The 17,667-nt window shown below is 70.7% G+C and carries 12 protein-coding genes; 4 read left to right on the top strand and 8 right to left on the bottom strand.

The window, feature by feature from the left end; all coding sequences use genetic code 11:
- The first annotated feature begins 144 nt into the window (after nucleotides 1-144).
- From ACO0LU_RS01380 to ACO0LU_RS01370, 3 genes are all read left to right on the top strand, one after another.
- Nucleotides 145-1,503, top strand: a complete 1,359-nt coding sequence (locus tag ACO0LU_RS01380; protein WP_424789637.1) for a bifunctional o-acetylhomoserine/o-acetylserine sulfhydrylase — start codon at nucleotides 145-147, stop codon at nucleotides 1,501-1,503.
- Nucleotides 1,500-2,729, top strand: coding sequence for a homoserine O-acetyltransferase MetX (gene metX / locus ACO0LU_RS01375; RefSeq protein ID WP_424789636.1), 1,230 nt, complete (start codon nucleotides 1,500-1,502; stop codon nucleotides 2,727-2,729). Before ACO0LU_RS01380 ends, metX begins: the two co-directional genes overlap by 4 nt.
- Nucleotides 2,730-2,818: 89 nt before the next feature.
- Nucleotides 2,819-3,520, top strand: a complete 702-nt coding sequence (locus ACO0LU_RS01370) for a maleylpyruvate isomerase family mycothiol-dependent enzyme (protein WP_424789635.1) — start codon at nucleotides 2,819-2,821, stop codon at nucleotides 3,518-3,520.
- A 69-nt stretch (nucleotides 3,521-3,589) separates the two neighbouring features.
- Here ACO0LU_RS01370 and ACO0LU_RS01365 read toward each other — a convergent pair whose 3' ends face one another.
- The 6 genes from ACO0LU_RS01365 to ACO0LU_RS01340 form a co-directional block, all read right to left on the bottom strand.
- On the bottom strand, nucleotides 3,590-4,666 hold the full coding sequence (locus ACO0LU_RS01365; RefSeq protein ID WP_424789634.1) for a Gfo/Idh/MocA family protein: 1,077 nt from the start codon (nucleotides 4,664-4,666) through the stop codon (nucleotides 3,590-3,592).
- A complete protein-coding gene (locus ACO0LU_RS01360; protein ID WP_424789633.1) occupies nucleotides 4,663-5,664 on the bottom strand; it encodes a Gfo/Idh/MocA family protein in 1,002 nt (333 codons plus the stop codon). Before ACO0LU_RS01360 ends, ACO0LU_RS01365 begins: the two co-directional genes overlap by 4 nt.
- Nucleotides 5,665-5,734: 70 nt before the next feature.
- Nucleotides 5,735-7,102: a hypothetical protein gene (locus tag ACO0LU_RS01355; RefSeq protein ID WP_424789632.1), complete on the bottom strand. Its 1,368-nt coding sequence runs from the start codon at nucleotides 7,100-7,102 to the stop codon at nucleotides 5,735-5,737.
- Nucleotides 7,103-7,301: 199 nt separating this feature from the next.
- Entirely contained in the window at nucleotides 7,302-10,154 is a 2,853-nt protein-coding gene (locus tag ACO0LU_RS01350; protein WP_424790177.1) for an FAD-binding and (Fe-S)-binding domain-containing protein, read from the bottom strand.
- 114 nt (nucleotides 10,155-10,268) lie between these two features.
- Nucleotides 10,269-11,663, bottom strand: a complete 1,395-nt coding sequence (locus ACO0LU_RS01345) for a hypothetical protein (protein WP_424789631.1) — start codon at nucleotides 11,661-11,663, stop codon at nucleotides 10,269-10,271.
- 63 nt (nucleotides 11,664-11,726) lie between these two features.
- A complete protein-coding gene (locus tag ACO0LU_RS01340; protein WP_424789630.1) occupies nucleotides 11,727-12,233 on the bottom strand; it encodes an RNA polymerase sigma factor in 507 nt (168 codons plus the stop codon).
- A gap of 522 nt (nucleotides 12,234-12,755) precedes the next feature.
- Between ACO0LU_RS01340 and ACO0LU_RS01335 the strand changes: the two genes are divergently transcribed.
- Nucleotides 12,756-16,361, top strand: a complete 3,606-nt coding sequence (locus tag ACO0LU_RS01335; protein WP_424789629.1) for a TM0106 family RecB-like putative nuclease — start codon at nucleotides 12,756-12,758, stop codon at nucleotides 16,359-16,361.
- A gap of 46 nt (nucleotides 16,362-16,407) precedes the next feature.
- Here the strand turns inward: ACO0LU_RS01335 and ACO0LU_RS01330 are convergent, their stop codons facing one another.
- Complete coding sequence (locus ACO0LU_RS01330; RefSeq protein ID WP_424789628.1) at nucleotides 16,408-16,590, bottom strand: CsbD family protein; 183 nt, start codon at nucleotides 16,588-16,590, stop codon at nucleotides 16,408-16,410.
- A gap of 100 nt (nucleotides 16,591-16,690) precedes the next feature.
- A complete protein-coding gene (locus ACO0LU_RS01325; protein ID WP_424789627.1) occupies nucleotides 16,691-17,647 on the bottom strand; it encodes an SDR family oxidoreductase in 957 nt (318 codons plus the stop codon).
- Nucleotides 17,648-17,667 lie beyond the last annotated feature (20 nt).

The following is a 17,667-nucleotide window of genomic DNA, read 5'->3' as shown; positions in this document are numbered from 1 at the left end:
GCCTGCCCGAAAATCGGCTGATGCGGAGTCGCGCAGACCTGCGCGCCCGCTGCCTGCCCGATGCGCCCCCGATCCAGGGATGAATGGTTCGGTAGCGCCGCCGCCGGGCCGCTCATCCCTCCACCTTCAGCGAGAGAGAGCCCGATGAGCCACAACTGGAACTTCGAGACCCGTCAGATTCACGCCGGCCAGACGGCGGACTCCGCCACGGGCGCCCGCGCACTGCCGATCTACCAGACCACGTCTTTCGTCTTCAAAGACACCGATGAGGCCGCCAACCGGTTCGCCCTGTCCGATCTGGGCCCGATCTACACCCGGATCACCAACCCGACCCAGGCCGCAGTCGAAGACCGGATCGCCTCCCTCGAAGGCGGCGTGGGCGGGTTGCTGGTCGCATCCGGCCAGGCGGCCGAGACGCTGGCGATCCTCAACATCGCCGAGGCCGGTGATCACCTCGTAGCCAGTTCCAGCCTGTACGGGGGCACCTACAATCTGCTGCACCACACCCTGCCCAAGTTCGGCATCACCGTTACCTTCGTGGCGGACCCGGCTGACCCGCAGGCCTGGCGCGAGGCCGCACAGGAGAACACCAAACTGTTCTTCGGCGAGTCCATCCCCAACCCCAAGGGCGACGTGCTGGATGTCGAGGCGGTCGCCGGCGTCGCCCATGACCTCGGCGTGCCGCTGGTAGTGGACAACACCGTGGCGACCCCGTACCTGCTGCGCCCGCTGGAGTGGGGTGCGGACGTGGTGGTGCACTCGGCCACCAAGTATCTGGGCGGGCACGGCACCACCATCGCCGGGGCGATCGTGGACGGCGGCACCTTCGACTACGCCAAGTACCCGGAGAAGTACCCCAACTTCAACACTCCCGACCCCAGTTACCACGGCCTGGTCTACGCCCGTGACCTCGGCGTGGACTCCCCGTTCGGGGCGAACCTGTCCTTCATCCTCAAGGCCCGGGTGCAGTTGCTGCGCGACCTGGGACCGGCGGCCTCCCCGTTCAACGCCTTCCTGATCTCCCAGGGCGTGGAGACGCTGTCGCTGCGGATGGAGCGGCACGTGGCCAACACGCACAAGGTCGCGAAGTACCTGCAGGGCCAGGACCAGGTCGAGAAGATCTACTGGGCCTCGCTGCCGGACAGCCCCTATTACGAGCTCGCCACCAAGTACACCCCCCAGGGTGCCGGTGCGGTGATCTCCTTCGACATCGCCGGCGGGCTCGAGGCAGGCAAGGCGTTCGTGGACGCGCTGGAGTTGCACTCCCTGGTCGCCAACATCGGCGACGTGCGCTCGCTGGTGATTCACCCGGCCTCCACCACCCACTCCCAGCTCACCCCGCAGGAGCAGGCCGCCAGTGCGGTCAGCCCGGGCCTGGTGCGTCTGGCGGTGGGCCTGGAGCACATCGATGACATCCTGGCCGACCTGGACAAGGGGTTCGCGGCCGCCGCGGCCGTGAGCGGCACCGCCGGGACCCGGTCCACTACCCCCGAGACAACATGAGGCCGACACCACCGGATGAGACCACACCCGGGTCCTACCGGCGGCCGGCCCCGGCCGGCGGTGAGCCCCCCACGGTGGCCCGCCCCCGCCGTCGGCCGTTGACCGGGCCGGTGCCGGCGTCGGCGGCCTGGCGCCAGGGTGACCCGGTCGGCCGGCGGCACTTCGCCGACCTGGGGCCGTTGCACCTGGAGGCCGGTGGCCGGCTACCCCAGGTGACGTTGGCCTACCAGACCTGGGGCACGCTGAATGCGCGCGGGGACAACGCGATCCTGATCCTGCACGCCCTGACCGGGGACTCCCACGTGACCGGCGATGCCGAACCCGGCCACCCCACAGCCGGCTGGTGGTCGGGGCTGGTGGGTCCGGGCAAGGCGATCGACACCACTCGCTACTTCGTGGTGGCCCCGAACGTGCTCGGTGGGTGTCAGGGCAGCACCGGACCTTCCAGCAGCGCCCCGGATGGCACCCCGTGGGGTAGCCGGTTCCCCTACCTGACCGCCCGGGACCAAGTAGCGGCGGAGATCGAGTTGGCCGACCGGCTCGGGATCGGCACCTGGGCCGCGGTAGTGGGCGGGTCGATGGGCGGTCACCGCGTCCTGGAGTGGGCGGTGAGCACGCCGGGCCGGGTCGGCAAGGTGGTGGCGATCGCCACCTGCGCCCAGACATCCGGGGACCAGATCGCCTGGGCACACGCCCAGTTGGGTGCGATCCGCTCCGACCCGCGCTACCGCGGCGGGGACTACTACCAGGCAGCCGACGACGACGGGCCGCACCATGGCCTGGGCGTGGCCCGCCAGATCGCGCACACCACCTATCGCAGCGCCAAGGAACTGGACCAGCGGTTCGGTCGGATCCCCCAGGGCGCCGAGGAGCCCCTGGGCGGGGGCGGACGGTTCGCCGTGCAGTCCTACCTGGACCACCACGCCGGCAAACTTGCGCGACGCTTCGACGCCAACTCCTACGTGGTACTGACCGACGCGATGCTCACCCATGATCTGGGTCGGGACCGGGGCGGAGTCGACTCGGCGCTGGCGGAGATCACCGCCCCGACGCTGTCGGTCTCGGTGGACTCCGACCGGTTGTTCCTGCCCGAGCAAGGGCTCCGGATCGCCGACGGGGTGCGCGATGGCACCTTCCGATTGCTGCGCTCGGACTACGGCCACGACGGTTTCCTGGTGGAGACCGACCAGCTCGCCGCGGTCGTGGGTGAGTTCCTGGCGCACTGAGCCGAACGTCCCCGCCCGGTCCGGCGCCTGTGCGCAGCGAGGGTGCGTGGTTGACTACCACCACCGCGGACCACGGCCGGAGGAGCACGATGGATCTGACCCTGCAGCGCCTGAGCACCGAACTGCGCGACCAGTGGGACCTGTTGCGGACCCGGCTGGAGGAGTTACCCCCGGACCGTTATGCCGATCCCTCCGGGCTACCCGGCTGGAGCGTCGCCGACCTGATCGCCCACCTGGGGCTGGCGATGGGCGCCCTGGCCGGAGCCGAGACGGTTCCCGAAGCCGAGCCGTTGTCGTTGAGTGAGTACGTGCAGGGCTACGCGCCCGCGGCCCCGACCATCCGGGACCGGTCGATCGAACTGGCCGAGCGGAACGCCGAGGACCCCTTGGGTGGCCTGGACCGGGCGGCGCAGGAGGCCTTCACCGGCCTGGAGCGGCTTAGCGCCGGCGGTGGTGCCGCCGTGGTGCAGGGCCGGCGCGGGCCACTGCGGCTGCGTGACCTGGTGCTGACCCGGCTGGTGGAACTGGTGGTGCACGGCTATGACCTGGCGCGGTTCCTGGGGCCACCGGTGCCGGTGACCGGGGCTGCCCGGAGGATCGTGGCGCAGGCGCTGCTGGAGATCCTGGAGCACCGCACCGGGTACGACCTGGCCGTGGCCGATGAGGCCGCCTGGATCCGCGCCGCTGCGGGCCGGATCACCTGGGCGCAGGCGATCGACGCCGGCGCGCTGCGCCCGGAGTACTTGGCCGATGGCACCCCGGACCTGACGCAGGCGCTGCCGCTGTTCTGAGGGAGGCGGCCGTCGTGCTGCGGCAGGGGGCCGAGGGACGTGCCGCACGAGCACCGACGGCGGCGGGGCCTACCCGGTGTGTACCGGCTGCGGCAGGCCGGATGCGGCCGAACGCTGTGCGGCGGTGACCACCGCTAGGGTGCGCAGACCCACGTCACCGTCGGGGCGGGGCCGCCTGCTCGAGCGCACCGCGTCGAGGAACTCGGCGATCATCCGGGCGTCCAGGTCCGCACCGAAGGCGACGTGCGCCGGACCGTGCTCGGTGTAGCCAGTGAGGTGGCCGGCGAAGGGGTCGATCCGCATCGACCCGGCGGTGCCGTGTACCTCCAGGGTCAGCCCGCCCCAGTTGGGAGCGTGGTCGGGCACCGACCAGGAGCAGTCGATGGTGGCGATCGCCCCGGAGGGGTATCGCACCGAGACCACTCCCCCGGTCTCCACATCGCGGCCGGCCTCACTGCGCAGTATCCGGTTGGTGACCGCGTAGACCTCCTCGGCGGCTTCCCCGAGCAGTTCGTCGATCAGGTCCGACACGTGCACCACGTGGTCCATCAGCGCGCCACCACCGGAGCGTTCCGGATCGGTGAACCAGGAGCGCTGGGCCAGTGGCATCTTGCCGTTGTTGGTGCCGTGGATGGAGATGATCTGCCCGAGTTCACCGGCGCGGACCCGGGCCAACAGGGCGGCGAAGGCGCTGTGGAAGCGCACCGGGTAGGCCGTCATCAGCCACACGCCGGCATCCCGGGCGGCCTGCACCATCTCACGGGCTTGCGCGTCGTTGAGGGCCAGCGGCTTCTCGCAGAGCACGTGCGCCCCGGCCTGGATCGCGGCCAGGGTGAGTTCGTGGTGCTCGGCATTCTCCGAAGCGATCACCACAGCGTCGGGGCCCCAGTCCAGCACCTCGGCGACGCTGTCCAGGTACCGCACGCCCTGATCGCGGGCGAAGTCCGCGCCGCGGCGCGTGCCCTCATCGTAGGTACCGGTGTCGGTGGTCACCAGGTCCACACTGGTGTCATCGCGCAACGCCCGGACATAGGCCAGTGCATGAGTATGGGCGAAGGACAGCAGCCCGATCCGCAGCGGGGCCGGGGCCGGCGTCGTAGCGGTCGGCGCAGGGTTCGCGGAGGCGTCGTTCGGGGCGGCGCTCATGAATGGCTCCGTTCGGCGATCGGTTCGGGTTGTCCACTGGCGATGGAGGCGATCGCCGCTTCGGCCAGCGCGACTGCCTCCACTCCGTCGGCGCCGGTCACCGTGGGGGTGCCATCGCCCCGGATCGCGGCGAGGAAGTCGGCCAGCTGGGTGGTGTAGGGGCTCTCGGCCGGGTCGGCCGCCGGGACGTACCCGCCGGGTCCGGCGGGACCGGAGATGCTGACCCGGGTGGTGTCGTCACGGGCGTAGTCGTAACTGAGGTTGCCCGCGTCGCCGGCGATGTCGAAGGAGTAGGTGAACGGTAGGCCGGGATGTCCCCAGACGCCGAAGCAGTAACTGATCGCCCCGCTGGTGTGGGTCAGGGTCACGGTCGCGCTGGCGGTGGTGCCCTGCTCGCCGGCGCGACTGGCGGACCGGGCGAACACCGAGGCTACCGGGCCGCCGATCAGCCTGGCCTGGTCCAGGTCATGGATCATCTGGTCCAGCACGAGCCCGCCCGAGGCCGCCTCGTCGAAGAACCACGGGGCGAGCGGAGCGGCGCTCATCCGGCGGAACCGGCTCACCGCCACCTCACCGACCGCACCGGCGGACACCGCCGCATACGCGGTGGCGTACTGCGGGAAGTAGCGCACCACATGTGCCGGGAACAGGTGCACCCCGGCGTCGTCGGCGGCGCGCACGATCTCCGCGGCGGTGCGGGAGTCCAGGGCGAGCGGCTTCTCACACACCACGTGCTTACCGGCGGCGATCGCGGCCAGGGCGATCTCGGCATGGGTGTAGGTGGGGGTGACGACGTCGACCAGGTCCACCTGGGGCCACAGGTCCTCGAGGTCGGCCGCGACCCGGCCGCCGTACCGCGCCGTCAGCTCCTCGGCACCGGAGTTGGAGAACACGAGGACATCGGCACCCAGTGCCAGCCATCCCTGCATGTGTACGCCGGCGATCGCTCCGGCCCCGATCAGTCCCACTCTGGGCGGGTGCGTAACTGGTGCGTTCACATGGCTCCTTCGTTCGATCGTTTGATGTACCCGGCTGAGCGTTCCCGCCCCCAGCCGGTGTGGATCTGGCTCAGAGACGGGCCCGGCGGCCCGGTACGGGCGTATCCGGGGACCCTGCGCCGGCGCGCGTGGTGAGGTGTCGCTGCGCTTCGGCCCGGGCGTCGGCGAGCGGGAGGTTGGCGTCGCTGAACCGCCAGGCCTGCCAGGGATCGGCAGGCTCGGCGCCGGCCAGGTGCATACTGGCGTGCGCCAGGTCGGTGTGCACAGTGCCGTCGGCCAGGGCCACCCGCCCGTCGCGGCGCAGCGTGGCCTGGCGACGGGTCTTGCCGCACTCCAGTTCGATCTGCACCGGAGCCCGGACCAGGACTGCCACCCGGTGCAGGTCCGGGCACACCTGCTGCCGAGTCGTATCGACGGGCGCGCGTGAATCGGGTCCGGACGGCGCATCCGGCCTGAGTGGCGCAGCGTGCCTGGATGGCATATCGGTGGTGGTAGGCACATCCTCAGCGATGACGGCGCCGGGCCGGGCGCCGACATCCTGGGGCGTCGGGACGGTGATCGCGGTGGGCACGTCTCGCTCGTCCCGGTGCGCCCGGCGGCTGCCCGCCGGTGCGGGGCTTGTCGTTCCCTGCGCCCGATCGCCATCGGCCCGCAGCGCCAGCGGCGTCGGGGGGCCGGCGGCGTGGGCGGTCGCGGTGCTGTTGGCGGAGTGCGCCGCGGTGCCGTTGGCGGAGTGCGCCGCGGTGCCGTTGGGAGGGCTCGTCGCAGTGCTGCTGGCGGAGGCCGTCACGGCGCCGTTGGCGGGGCTTATGGCAGCCCCGTTGCTGGTGGCCGTGGCCCTGTTCACGCTCGGGGCGACGTGGCCATCCCCGGCCGCCTCGCTGGCTCCGGACCCGCTCCGGCCTGCACCGGTGACGGTGACGGTTTCCAGGTCCAGCAGGTCCCGGCCGCGATCGTCATGACGCACCTGGGCCCGGACCAGATGCACCCCTTCCAGCAACGGGAGCGCCTGGCGTACCTGGGCCGAGATCGCCCCGGTCACCACCACCAGGACGGGCAACCGGGCCGGCGGGAACGAGCGTGCCTCCCGGAACGCATTCCAGTCCCGCCGGAACGCCGCAATCCCGGCCCCGTAACGCCCGGCGGTCACATGCCACGGTTGTGTGTGGGCTTGGCCGGCGCGGGCGAGTAGTTCGGCCAAAGTGACCAGGTCAAGCCGGGGCAGCACCGCAGCCCCGACCACCGCTCCGGTGGCGCGCATCGCCGTCAGCAGCGGTGGTGTGCCCTGGTCCCACGCCACCGCGAACGCATCGAGGCCGACCAGGTCGAGCACGTCCTGACGCACCAGATCGCACCATCCGGCGTTGAAACCATCGGGAATGATGCCCTCACGCGTCGCGGGCGCCAACCGACCGGAGTCGAGCAGGAAGGTGGACATGAACCAACCAAGGAGAGGAACGTGAACGTCCTCATCGTCTCACGTTCCAGGCCGGCTGTGGAGGGTTCACCCGGGCGGCTTGGGATCTGCCTGCGCCGAGGTGGTGGTGCACATCGGCCCGTCCGGATCGCTCAACAAATTCGGTGGTTGGGGCCTGCGGATCGCCCCGGACCGCGCCTGGCGCCAACGGCGGGTGCGTTCAGGGCCGCGCGAGCAACTGCGCCAGGTGCACCCCACCGATCCCGGCCAGGTCCTGGGCCTGGGTACGGCAGGAGAACCCATCGGCCAGGAACACCGCGTCCGGCCCGGCTTCGCCGAGCGCGGGCAGTAACTCGTGCTCGGCCACCTTCACCGAGACCTCGTAATGGCCCACCTCCATCCCGAAGTTGCCCGCCAGCCCGCAGCAGGTGTTCATGGTGCGCACGCGCGCCCCCGCCTTGGTCAGCAGTGCCCGGTCCGCCTCGTACCCCATCACGGCGTGCTGGTGGCAGTGCGGCTGGGCGATGATCTCCCGGCCGGCCAACGACGGTGGCTCCCAGTCGGCCGGGCCCAGCGGTGCCTCGGCGGTGAGCAGTTCCGAGAGCGTGTACACGCCGTTGGCGATCGCGTGGGCACGCGGATCGTCGGCGAACAGATCCGGCAGATCGGAGCGCAGTGCCGCGGTGCAGGAGGGCTCCACGCCCACCACCGGTACCCCGGAGGCCACGATCGGGCCGAGGACGTCCATGGTCCGGCGCAGCCGGGCTCGTGCGGCGTCGAGCTGTCCGGTGGAGATGTAGGTCAGTCCGCAGCACGCTCCCGGACCCACCATCTCCACCCGGTACCCGGCCTGTTCCAGCACGGTCAGGGTGGCTCGGGCACCCGCGCCGTCCATGTGCTCGGAGAAGGAGTCGACCCAGACCTTCACGGCGGGCCGGGCACCGGACCCCCCGGATCCACCGGCGCCCGCGGACCGACGGCGCCACCAGCGGGAAGTGCGCTGTGTGGCGAAGGAGGGCATCGACCGACGCGTGTCCATCCCCCCGCCGCGCTGCACCAACCACGCCAGCGGTCGTCGCTTCAGCGCGGCGTTGACCAGGACCGTCAGCGCAGGGGCGGCGGTGATGATGCGTGCCCATCGGGGGAGCCAACCCAGCGCGTAGTGGCTGATCGGGCGCCGTTTGCCCCGATACGTACGGTGCAATACCTCCGACTTGTACTGTGCCATGTCCACACCCACCGGGCAGTCCCGTGAGCAAGCCTTGCAGGACAGACACAGGTCCAGGGCTTCGTGGACCTGCGGTGCGGAGAAGTCGCTGTACAACTCGCCCGTGGCCAGCTCCTGCAGCACCCGGGCGCGCCCCCGGGTGGAGTCCTTCTCGTTGCGGGTAGCCAGGTAGGACGGGCACATGAACGACCCGGGCAGGTCCGCCCGGCACTTGGCCACTCCGACGCACCGGTGCACCGCATTGGTGAAGTCCCCGCCGTCGTGGGCGAAGGAGAAGCCGGAGCCGGGCAGCAGCGGCAGCGGACGCGCGGTCGGGCGGCGCAGATCGGCCTCCACCGCGGCGGGCTTGACGATGATGCCGGGGTTCAGGTGCTCCTCCGGATCGAACAGCGCCTTGATCCCGGCGAACATCCCGATCGCCTCGGCCGAGTACATCAGCGGTAACAACTCCCCGCGGGCACGGCCGTCACCGTGCTCGCCCGAGAAGGACCCGCCGTGGGAGGCCACCAGCGCGGCGGCGTCGAGCATGAAGGAACGGAAGATCGCCGGGCCCTGCGCATCGGTCAGAGGCAGGTCGATGCGGGCGTGGATGCACCCGTCGCCGAAGTGCCCGTACGGCAGCGCGGAGGCGCCGTAGTCCTTCAGCAGCGCGTCGAACTCGCGCAGGTAGGTGCCCAGGCGCTCGGGGGGCACCGCGGCATCCTCCCACCCGGGCCAGGCCGGTTCGCCGACGGCTGTCCGGGTGGCCAGGCCCGCCCCGTCGGCCCGGATCCGCCACAAAGCCTGGGCCTCGGCGCCGGCGGGAACCACCTGGGTGTGCTTGGTGCCGGCGTCGGCGGCGACGGCCCGCGCATTGGCCATCGCGGAGTCGGCGTCCTCCCCGCCCACCAGCACCATCAGCCAGCCACCACCCGGAGGGAGGTCGGGCACCGCGGCCGGACCGTGATGGTTGCGGACCACCTCCACCAGCGCTGCGTCCAGCCCCTCCACCGCGAGCGGTTTGTGCGCCAGCATCGCCGGGACGGCATCGGCCGCCGAGGGCATGTCCGGATAACCGAGAGCCAGCAGCACCGGATCCCGGGGCACCTCGACCAGGTCCACGGTGGCCTCCAGGACCGTGGCCAGGGTGCCCTCGGAGCCGACCAGGAACTTGGCCAGGTCCCGCCCGTTCTCCGGCAGCAGGTGCTCGGCGGAGTAGCCCGAGACCTGGCGGGAGAAGCGCCCGAACTCGGTACGGATCAGCGCCATGTACTGCGTCATCAGAGCTGCGAGCCCGGGCACCTGGTCCAGCGCGTCCGCGCCGGCGCCGGCTTCGAAGACCCGGCCGGTGCCGTCAGCCACGAGCAGCGAGCCGGTGTTGTCCGCGGTGCGCCCGAAGGACAGTGCGTGCGGGCCGCAGGCGTTGTTGCCGATCATCCCCCCGAAGGTCGCCCGGGCCTGGCTGGAGGGGTCCGGGCCGAACCGTAGACCGTGGGCGGCACCGGCCTGCTGCAGCGAGCTCATGATCACCCCGGGCTGCACCCGGGCGGTGCGGGCGTGGGGGTCCAGGTCGAGGATCTTGTTCAGGTGCCGGGAGAAGTCGATCACCATTCCCGGACCCACCGAGTTCCCGGCGATCGAGGTGCCGCCCCCGCGCGCGGTGATCGGCACCCGGTGGGTGCGCGCCACCTGCAGCGCCGCCAGCACCTCGTCGGTCTCCCGGGGAAAGACCACCACCTGTGGCACCACCCGGTAGTTCGAGGCATCGGTGGAGTACTCCGCGCGGGCTCGCGCCGAATCGTCCACGAGGGGCACGGCGCCGTGGGGCACGTCCTCCGCGCGGAGCGCGTTGCGCAGTTCTGCCATGAAGTCCTGGACCTGTGTCACCACAGGAGGCAGTCTGGCATGTGCGCCCGGAACGCGGGCGTTTACGCCCGCATCACGGCTACCTGCCGGCGCGATTCGGAACTGGAAGACCGCTCAGTGCGCGGCCATGTCGAGGAATTCCTCCTGCACCGCCGGCACCGGCCAGATGTTCCCGGTCTCATCGATCAGGTTCCACGTCGGCAGGATCAGCGTGCCCGCCTCCGGGTGGGTGTAGGCCCGTAACCCCTGATCGGCATCGACGATTCGGGTCTGGCTGATCGGCCACCGCAGCGGCTGCCCCGGTTCGGGCGTGAGGGGCGGTGCGGGCGTTCCGGACTGGTCCCAATGCCCACGCGCATGCTCGTCGAAACGAGGCCACAGGTGGGAGGTGAACCGGAGATCACTCAGTCGCTCCACTGCGTTGGCGGCCGAGATGGTGGTGTAGGTGCCCAACGAGACCGGTTCGGCCAGGCCGCCCTGGGCACTGACCACCCCGTGCTGGGAGACCACCACCGACCATGCGGCGCCCGGTGCCTCGGACATGCTCGCGGGCACGGCCTGCACGGTGACCATGGCCAGGCGCGGGTCCTCGGCCAGCAGGTCCAGGCGACCGGTGTCCACGCCGATGGTGTCGAGGAACTCCGCAGCGGTCCCCTCGGGGTCCTGCGGTGGGTCCGCCTCGGTCCCGGGACACTCGTGGTCCGCGGTGATGTCCTCGCTGATGCGCCCCTCACCCTGGGTGGTCGCGCACGCCACCCGGGCCGAGGCGTTCCAGTAGCGCAAGGTGGCGGCACCATCGCTGCGCAGCGCGAGGCCGACGTCGGCATCGCGCAGGTGCCACTCGCCGTCGACCTGCTCGGGCGTGCCCGACAGAGCCAGCGCTTGCGCGGTGTCGGCGAGAGTCTCTTCGGGTTGCACAGCGGCGGCATCGAGCATCCATGCCTCTGCTTCACCCGGCTCGGTGGGCAGGCCGTCCTCGATGAAGTCCAGCGGCACGGGAACCCGGGCGGGCCCGACTCCGGACTCGGGCTCGACGTCGTCGGCCGGCATCAGCCCGTCCTCCTCGGCCATCACGCCGGCGTCCTCCTCGGCATCGGCGGCCTCATCGCGCTGGACGGCAAACGGCTCCTCGGCGGCGGACTCGGCGTGGTCGGCGCCCTCGGTCAGCACGATCGGGGTCTCGCTGCGCTGGCTACCGATGACGTAGCCGCCCACGCCCACCGCGAGCAGCGTGGCCACGGAGGCGGCCACCACCCACCCGCTACGCCGGGCCCACGTCGGCACGGCCGCTGTGTCGTCGTCGTCGGCCTCTGCCCGGGACGCGGCTGTGGCACGGTGCGGGGCGTCGTCGTCGGCCTCGTGATCGGGGGCGTCTGAGGCGATGCGGTGGTCCACGGCGGCACGCAGGGCGGTCAGGTCCGGTGTGACCGAGCGCGCCGGGTCGGCGCGGCGCAGGCGGTCGAGGACAGCGTCGTCGTCCTCCTCCGGTGTGCCCGGGCCGCTGCTCATCGCACTGTTCCTCTCACCTTTTCCCTACCAGGCTTCTATGTGCCCGGGACTGCCGATGTTGCATCAGGCCTGACGTTCCTGCCAGATCTGGTGCAGCCGGGAGCGCGCGCGGCTCAATGCCGCGGCCGCCCCGCCCCGACTCATCCCGAGTGCCTCGGCCAGTTCCTGCCCGTTCAACCCGTCCCACGCGTTGAGCATCAGCACCTCGCGCTCGCGCGGACGCAACTGGGCCAGCACCTCGCGCACCGTCACCGCGTCGGTGGCCTCCTGGGCCGGATCGGCACCGGGGTGCTCCATCCGGTCCGCCGCTATCTCGACCGGTTCGGCGCGGTGCTTGCGCCGGTGGTTGGCCAGCACGTAGCCGGCGGTGCGGTACAGCCACGGCAGTTCATGGCCCCTGGGCACGTCGTCCCGGCGGCGCCAGGCGGTGGCCAGCACGTCGGCGGCCAGATCCTCGGCCTCATCGGGGGCCGCCCGGCGCAGAAAGTAGCGCTGCACCGCACCCGCGTGCGCGGCGAAGAGCTCATCGAACCACTGCCGGTCGGCAGCATCGCTGGGTTCAGTGCTCATCGGGCGCTCTCGTCGAGGGGATCTGCTGGTGGGTTGCGGGTGGTCCGCCGAGTGCTTCGGTGCGTCGGTGCGGGCGTCGGTGTAGTGGGTTTGGGTCGGACAGTGTGGCCGCCAGTATTCCGCTCCCGGCGCCGGCAGGCGCGCCCCCACGCCTGAACTCCCCCGATCCGCCGCCCCAAACCGCCAAACCACCAGGCCGCCAAGCCACCAAGCCACCAAGCCGCCAAGCCGCCACAACCATCCAATCGGTCACTTCGAGCGCACCCCACACGCCCCAAGCCGCCACAACCATCCAATCGGTCACTTCGAGCGCACCCTCGGGGATGTGCGTGTCCATGCCGGGCCGGCGCCATTGGGGATCCCGCACCCGATGTGGGCAGGCACTGGTAGACAGAGGACCTCGAGCGGCACGGATGAGGGAGAGCGGACTTGTTCCTACTGGATGCACGGTCGCTGCACGGCCTCGTACACGGTTCGGCATCGCGGGCTGCGCCCGGTGCGGCTGGGCCGGGTACACAGGACGTGGCACCGGGTGCTGCGCACGCCACCCCGCCACCGCACGCCGACCGGCAGGACAAACACCTGGTCATCACCGCCAGCGACGTCGTGATGGCGGCCCGCTGTGAGTACCAGTTGCTGCGCGTCCTGGACGAACGGTTGGGCCGGGCCCCCAAGGCCCAGTTCGACGAGGATGAGATGCTCACCCGCGCCGCCCGGCTCGGTGAGGAGCACGAACGCCAAGTGCTGGCAGGACTCAAAGACACCTATCCCACTGTCGTCGAGATCCCGGAGGTCACGCGCCCCTACACCGCCCAGGCGCTCGCCGACGCTCAGGCCAGAACCCTGGAGGTCCTGGCGGACGGCGCCGACGTGGTGTTCCAGGCGTCCTTCTTCGACGGCTCCTTCCACGGCCGCGCCGATTTCCTGGTCCGCGCCGATGACGGTCGGTACGCGGTGTGGGACTCCAAACTCGCCCGCCGGGCCAAGACCGAGGCGCTGCTGCAACTAGCGGCCTACGCCGATCAGTTGATCGCTGCTGGGGTGCCGGTGGCACCGATGGCCACGCTCGTGCTCGGTGACCGCAGCCACGCGGAGTTCGACCTGGCCGAGATGCTGCCCGTCTACGCCGAACGTCGCCACCGGGTACTGGCCGTGACCGCCGCCCACCGGGCCCAGCCCGACCCGGTGGCCTGGGGTGATGACGCGCTCCTGATCTGCGGACGGTGCGACTACTGCGTCGAGCAGGTTCGTCTGCACGAGGACGTGCTCGGGGTGCACCGGGTCAACCTCCCCCGGCGGCGCAAGTTGCGCGCGGATGGCATCCGCACCATCACCGACCTGGCCCATTCCGACGCCGAGCCGGGCACGGCAGCCCACCGGTTGCGGGACCAGGCCCGCATGCAAGCCGGCCTGATGCCGACCGACGGGCAGGTGCAGGTCACCGACGATGCCGGGGAGCGCACCCTGGCCTACCGGGTCCTGGCCCAGCACACCCTCGCCACGCTGCCCGAACCCAGCGAGGGCGACGTCTTCTTCGACTTCGAGGGGGACCCGTTGTGGCAGGACGAGCAGGGAGTCTGGGGGCTGGAGTACCTGTTCGGGGTGCTGGAGGCCCCGGTCGGTACCGCCCGGGCGGCCTTCCGCCCGTTCTGGGCTCACACCCGGGCCCAGGAGGGTCAGGCACTGGTTCACTTCCTCCAGTACATCGCCGAGCGCCGAGCGCGGTACCCGGGCATGCACGTGTACCACTACGCCGATTACGAGAAGGCTGCCCTGCGCCGGTTGTCCTTACAGCACGCCCTGGGTGAGGACGGAGTCGACGAACTCCTGCGCGCCGGTGTGCTGGTGGACCTGTACGACGTGGTGCAGACGTCCGTGCAGTTGTCCTCGAAGTCCTACGGCCTCAAAGCACTGGAACCGTTGTACATGGGGAACGACCTACGCACCGGGGACATCACCGCCGGCGGCGCCTCGGTGGTGGCCTACGCCAACTACTGCATGGCCCGGGACACCGGTCAATCCGATGAGGCCACCCGGATCCTCGCCTCGATCGAGGACTACAACCACTACGACTGCCGCTCCACCTGGAGACTCCGCGACTGGTTGCTGGCCCGGGCGGACGAACGCGGGGTAGGAGTGGGGCAGCAGCCCGAGGCCGAACCGGAGGAACTGCGAGAGATCGAGCCGCTCCCGCAGGAGAAGGAGATCGACGACTTCGTCCGTGCCCGCATCTCCGAATCGCTGCGCACCGGCACCGGACTCAGCGAGGAGCACCAGGCCCTGGCGATGGTCTCCGCCGCGGTGGGGTACCACCGCCGCGAGGACAAGCAGTACTGGTGGGCACACTACGACCGGTTGAACACCCCACCGGCGGACTGGGCCCAGACCCGGGATGTGCTGGTGGCAGAGTCCGGGCGGGTGGTGCAGCCGTGGGCGGCCGAGGGCCGCCAGGAGCCCCGGCGGGTGGTGGAACTGACCGGCTCTCTCGCCGACGGCTCACTGGTGCGGCCCGGGGACAAGATGTTCCGGATGTACGACCGGCCATTGCCCGAGGGGATGGCCGACGACGGGCGGAACCGCCGCGGCGGCGTCTTCGGTGCCGAGGTACAGCAGGTGCACGTGGGAACCGAGAGCGCGCGGATCACCTTCGCCGAACCTCTACCAAGACGCATGAACGAGTTCACCGCGCTGCCGGTCGCCCTGACGCCAGGGGCTCCGGTCCCCACCGCTTCCATCCAGGAGGCACTGGCCGACCTGGCCACTCAGGTCTCGACCGCGCTGCCCCGCCTTCCGGCGCACCCGGGGTTGGATCTGCTGGCACGCCGCCCGCCGCGGCTGGCCACCCTGGGGACGTTGCCCGCGGTGGCGCAGGGGGACTACGTCGGGGCGATCACCCGAGCAACGGTGGACCTGGACCACTCCTATCTCGCGGTGCAGGGGCCGCCCGGATCGGGCAAGACCCACGTGGGCGCCCGCGTGATCGCGCACCTGATCGCCCAAGGGTGGAAGGTCGGTGTGGTGGCCCAGTCCCACGCGGTGGTGGAGAACCTGCTCAACGCCGCCATCGACGCCGGGGTTCCCGCTGAGCGGGTCGCCAAACCCGTCGGCGGGCCGCGGCGGTCGGTGCGCTGGCGCGGTGGCACCTCCAACATGCACGTCACCGCCGCCCTGGCCGAGGCCGGGGGGATGCTGGTGGGTGGGACGGCCTGGACGATGACGGGCCGTGCCGTGCCTCCCGGGGCGCTCGATCTGATCGTGATCGATGAGGCCGGGCAGTTCTCGCTGGCGAACACGCTCGCGGTGACCCGCGCCACCAACCGGTTGTTGCTGCTGGGCGACCCCCAGCAGTTGCCCCAGGTGAGCCAGGGCAGTCACCCCGAGCCGGTGGACACCTCCGCGCTCGGCTGGCTGTCCCAGCACGCCTCGGTGCTGCCCGCCCACCTGGGTTACTTCTTGGCCCGTACCTGGCGGATGCACCCGGACCTGTGCCGGGCGGTCTCGGACCTGTCCTACGCCGGACAGTTACGACCAGCACCGGTCACCGCCCAGCGTCACCTGGACGGGGCGGCCCCGGGCGTGGAGTGCCGGTACGTGCCGCACTCGGGCAACACCACCTCTTCAGTGGAGGAGGCCCAGGAGGTTCTCGCTCAGGTTCGGGCGCACCTCGGACTGGCCTGGCGGTCCGGCCAGGATGCCGCCCGGCGCCTGCTCGGCGAGCAGGACATCCTGGTGGTGGCCCCGTACAACGCCCAGGTGCAACTGATCCGGGACACCTTGGACGCCGCGAGCCTGAGGCACGTGCGTGTGGGCACGGTGGACAAGTTCCAGGGCCAGCAGGCCCCGGTGGTGATCCTGTCCACCACGGTGTCGGCGGTGCAGGAAGCACCCCGCGGGATGGAGTTCGTCCTGAACCGCAACCGGGTGAACGTGGCGGTCTCACGCGGGCTGTGGCGGGCGGTGATCGTGCGCTCACCCGAACTGACCGACGTGCTACCCCACCGGCCCGAGCAGTTGGCCGACCTGGGGGCGTTCATCCGGCTGTGCGGACCGGCCCCGGCACCGGAAGAGGCCAGGTGGCACCTCTCACTGCGGCCCGCCCACCTCGGCACCGTCGATGTCACCGCATGAGAAAGGCCGGCGATGAGTTCGCACTCATCGCCGGCCCCACGCCAGGTCAGTCGGTGACGTCCCGAGTGGCGTCCTTGACGTTCTCACCGGCCTGCTTGACGTTCGCGCCGGCCTGATCCCTCTTGCCCTCGGACTCCAGGCGCTCGTTGTCGGTGGCGTCGCCAGTGCCTTCCTTCACCTTGCCCTTGGCTTCCTGGGCCTTGTTCTTGAACTTGTCTCCGATACCCATTCGTTTTCCCTTCTCGCGGGGTTACTCCGTTCCTCACGGTAAGGGAATGCTTGTGACTCCGCTCGTTGAAAACCGAACGGCGGGGGCAGGTCGACTGTGGTCAGCGGTACTCGTCGACGTCGAGATCGGTGACCGGCGTGGTCTCGATCGCGGTGATGAACGACCACGCATCAGGTCGTGACCCGTCCACATCCGTCAGGTCGTAGTGGGTGGCGAGGTCGAAGGAACTCACCGACCTGGTGTTCCACAGCTGTCGTTGCGGATCGGCCGCCAGGGCGGTGACGCCGCGGGCCAGCATGGCCGGGGTCTCGGAGATGACGAACTCCTGCGGGGGGACGGCGCCGTCGGCCCCGGCATTGGCCTCGGCGGCCCGGCGCCAGTTCTCCTCGGTGATGCCGAAGGCGTCCAGCATCATCTCCGAGCGCAGCCATCCCGGTGTGACCGACACGGCCGCGCCACCGTGCCGGGCGAGTTCGTGTCCCTGGGCGAAGGCCAGCCGGTCCACGGCGGTCTTCGTCAGGTCCAGGAACACGGTGTCCCGGTAGTGGGAGTTGTTGTAGGTGCGCGTGCCGTCGGTGACCTCGATGACGAGACCGCCGGGCCGGCGGGTCAACAGCCCGAGAGCGCTATGGCTGGTGTTGAGGTGGGTGATGAAACCGGTGTCGAAGAGTTTCCTCCCGGCGTCCAGGTCGTATTCCCACAAGGGAGTTCCGAATTCGACGTAGGCTTCGCCGCCGATGTCGTTGATGAGGATGTCGAGGCGGCCCTGTTCGCGGTCGATCCGGTCAACCAAGGCGCGGACGGCCTCGACGTCCAGATGGTCGACGACGACGGGGTGAGCCGTGCCACCGGCCTTGTTGATGAGGTCGGCCGTCTCCTCGATGGTCTCCGGACGCCCGTAATCCGAGGCACTGCCGGGGGTGGAGCGGCCGGTGCAGTAGACCACCGCTCCGGCCCGGCCGAGTTCGACGGCGATAGCGCGGCCGGCGCCCCGGGTACCGCCGGCGACCAGGGCGATCCTGCCCTGCAGATCGTGTTGTGGTGGTGATGAAGTCACGAGGACCCTCTCAGTAGGAC

It is taken from the genome of Pseudactinotalea sp. Z1748, assembly GCF_049725185.1.
In the GTDB taxonomy this organism is placed as follows: Bacteria; Actinomycetota; Actinomycetes; order Actinomycetales; family Beutenbergiaceae; genus CALKWS01.
Note: the sequence above shows the minus strand (reverse complement) of the source record. Positions and strands in the feature narration are given on the sequence as shown.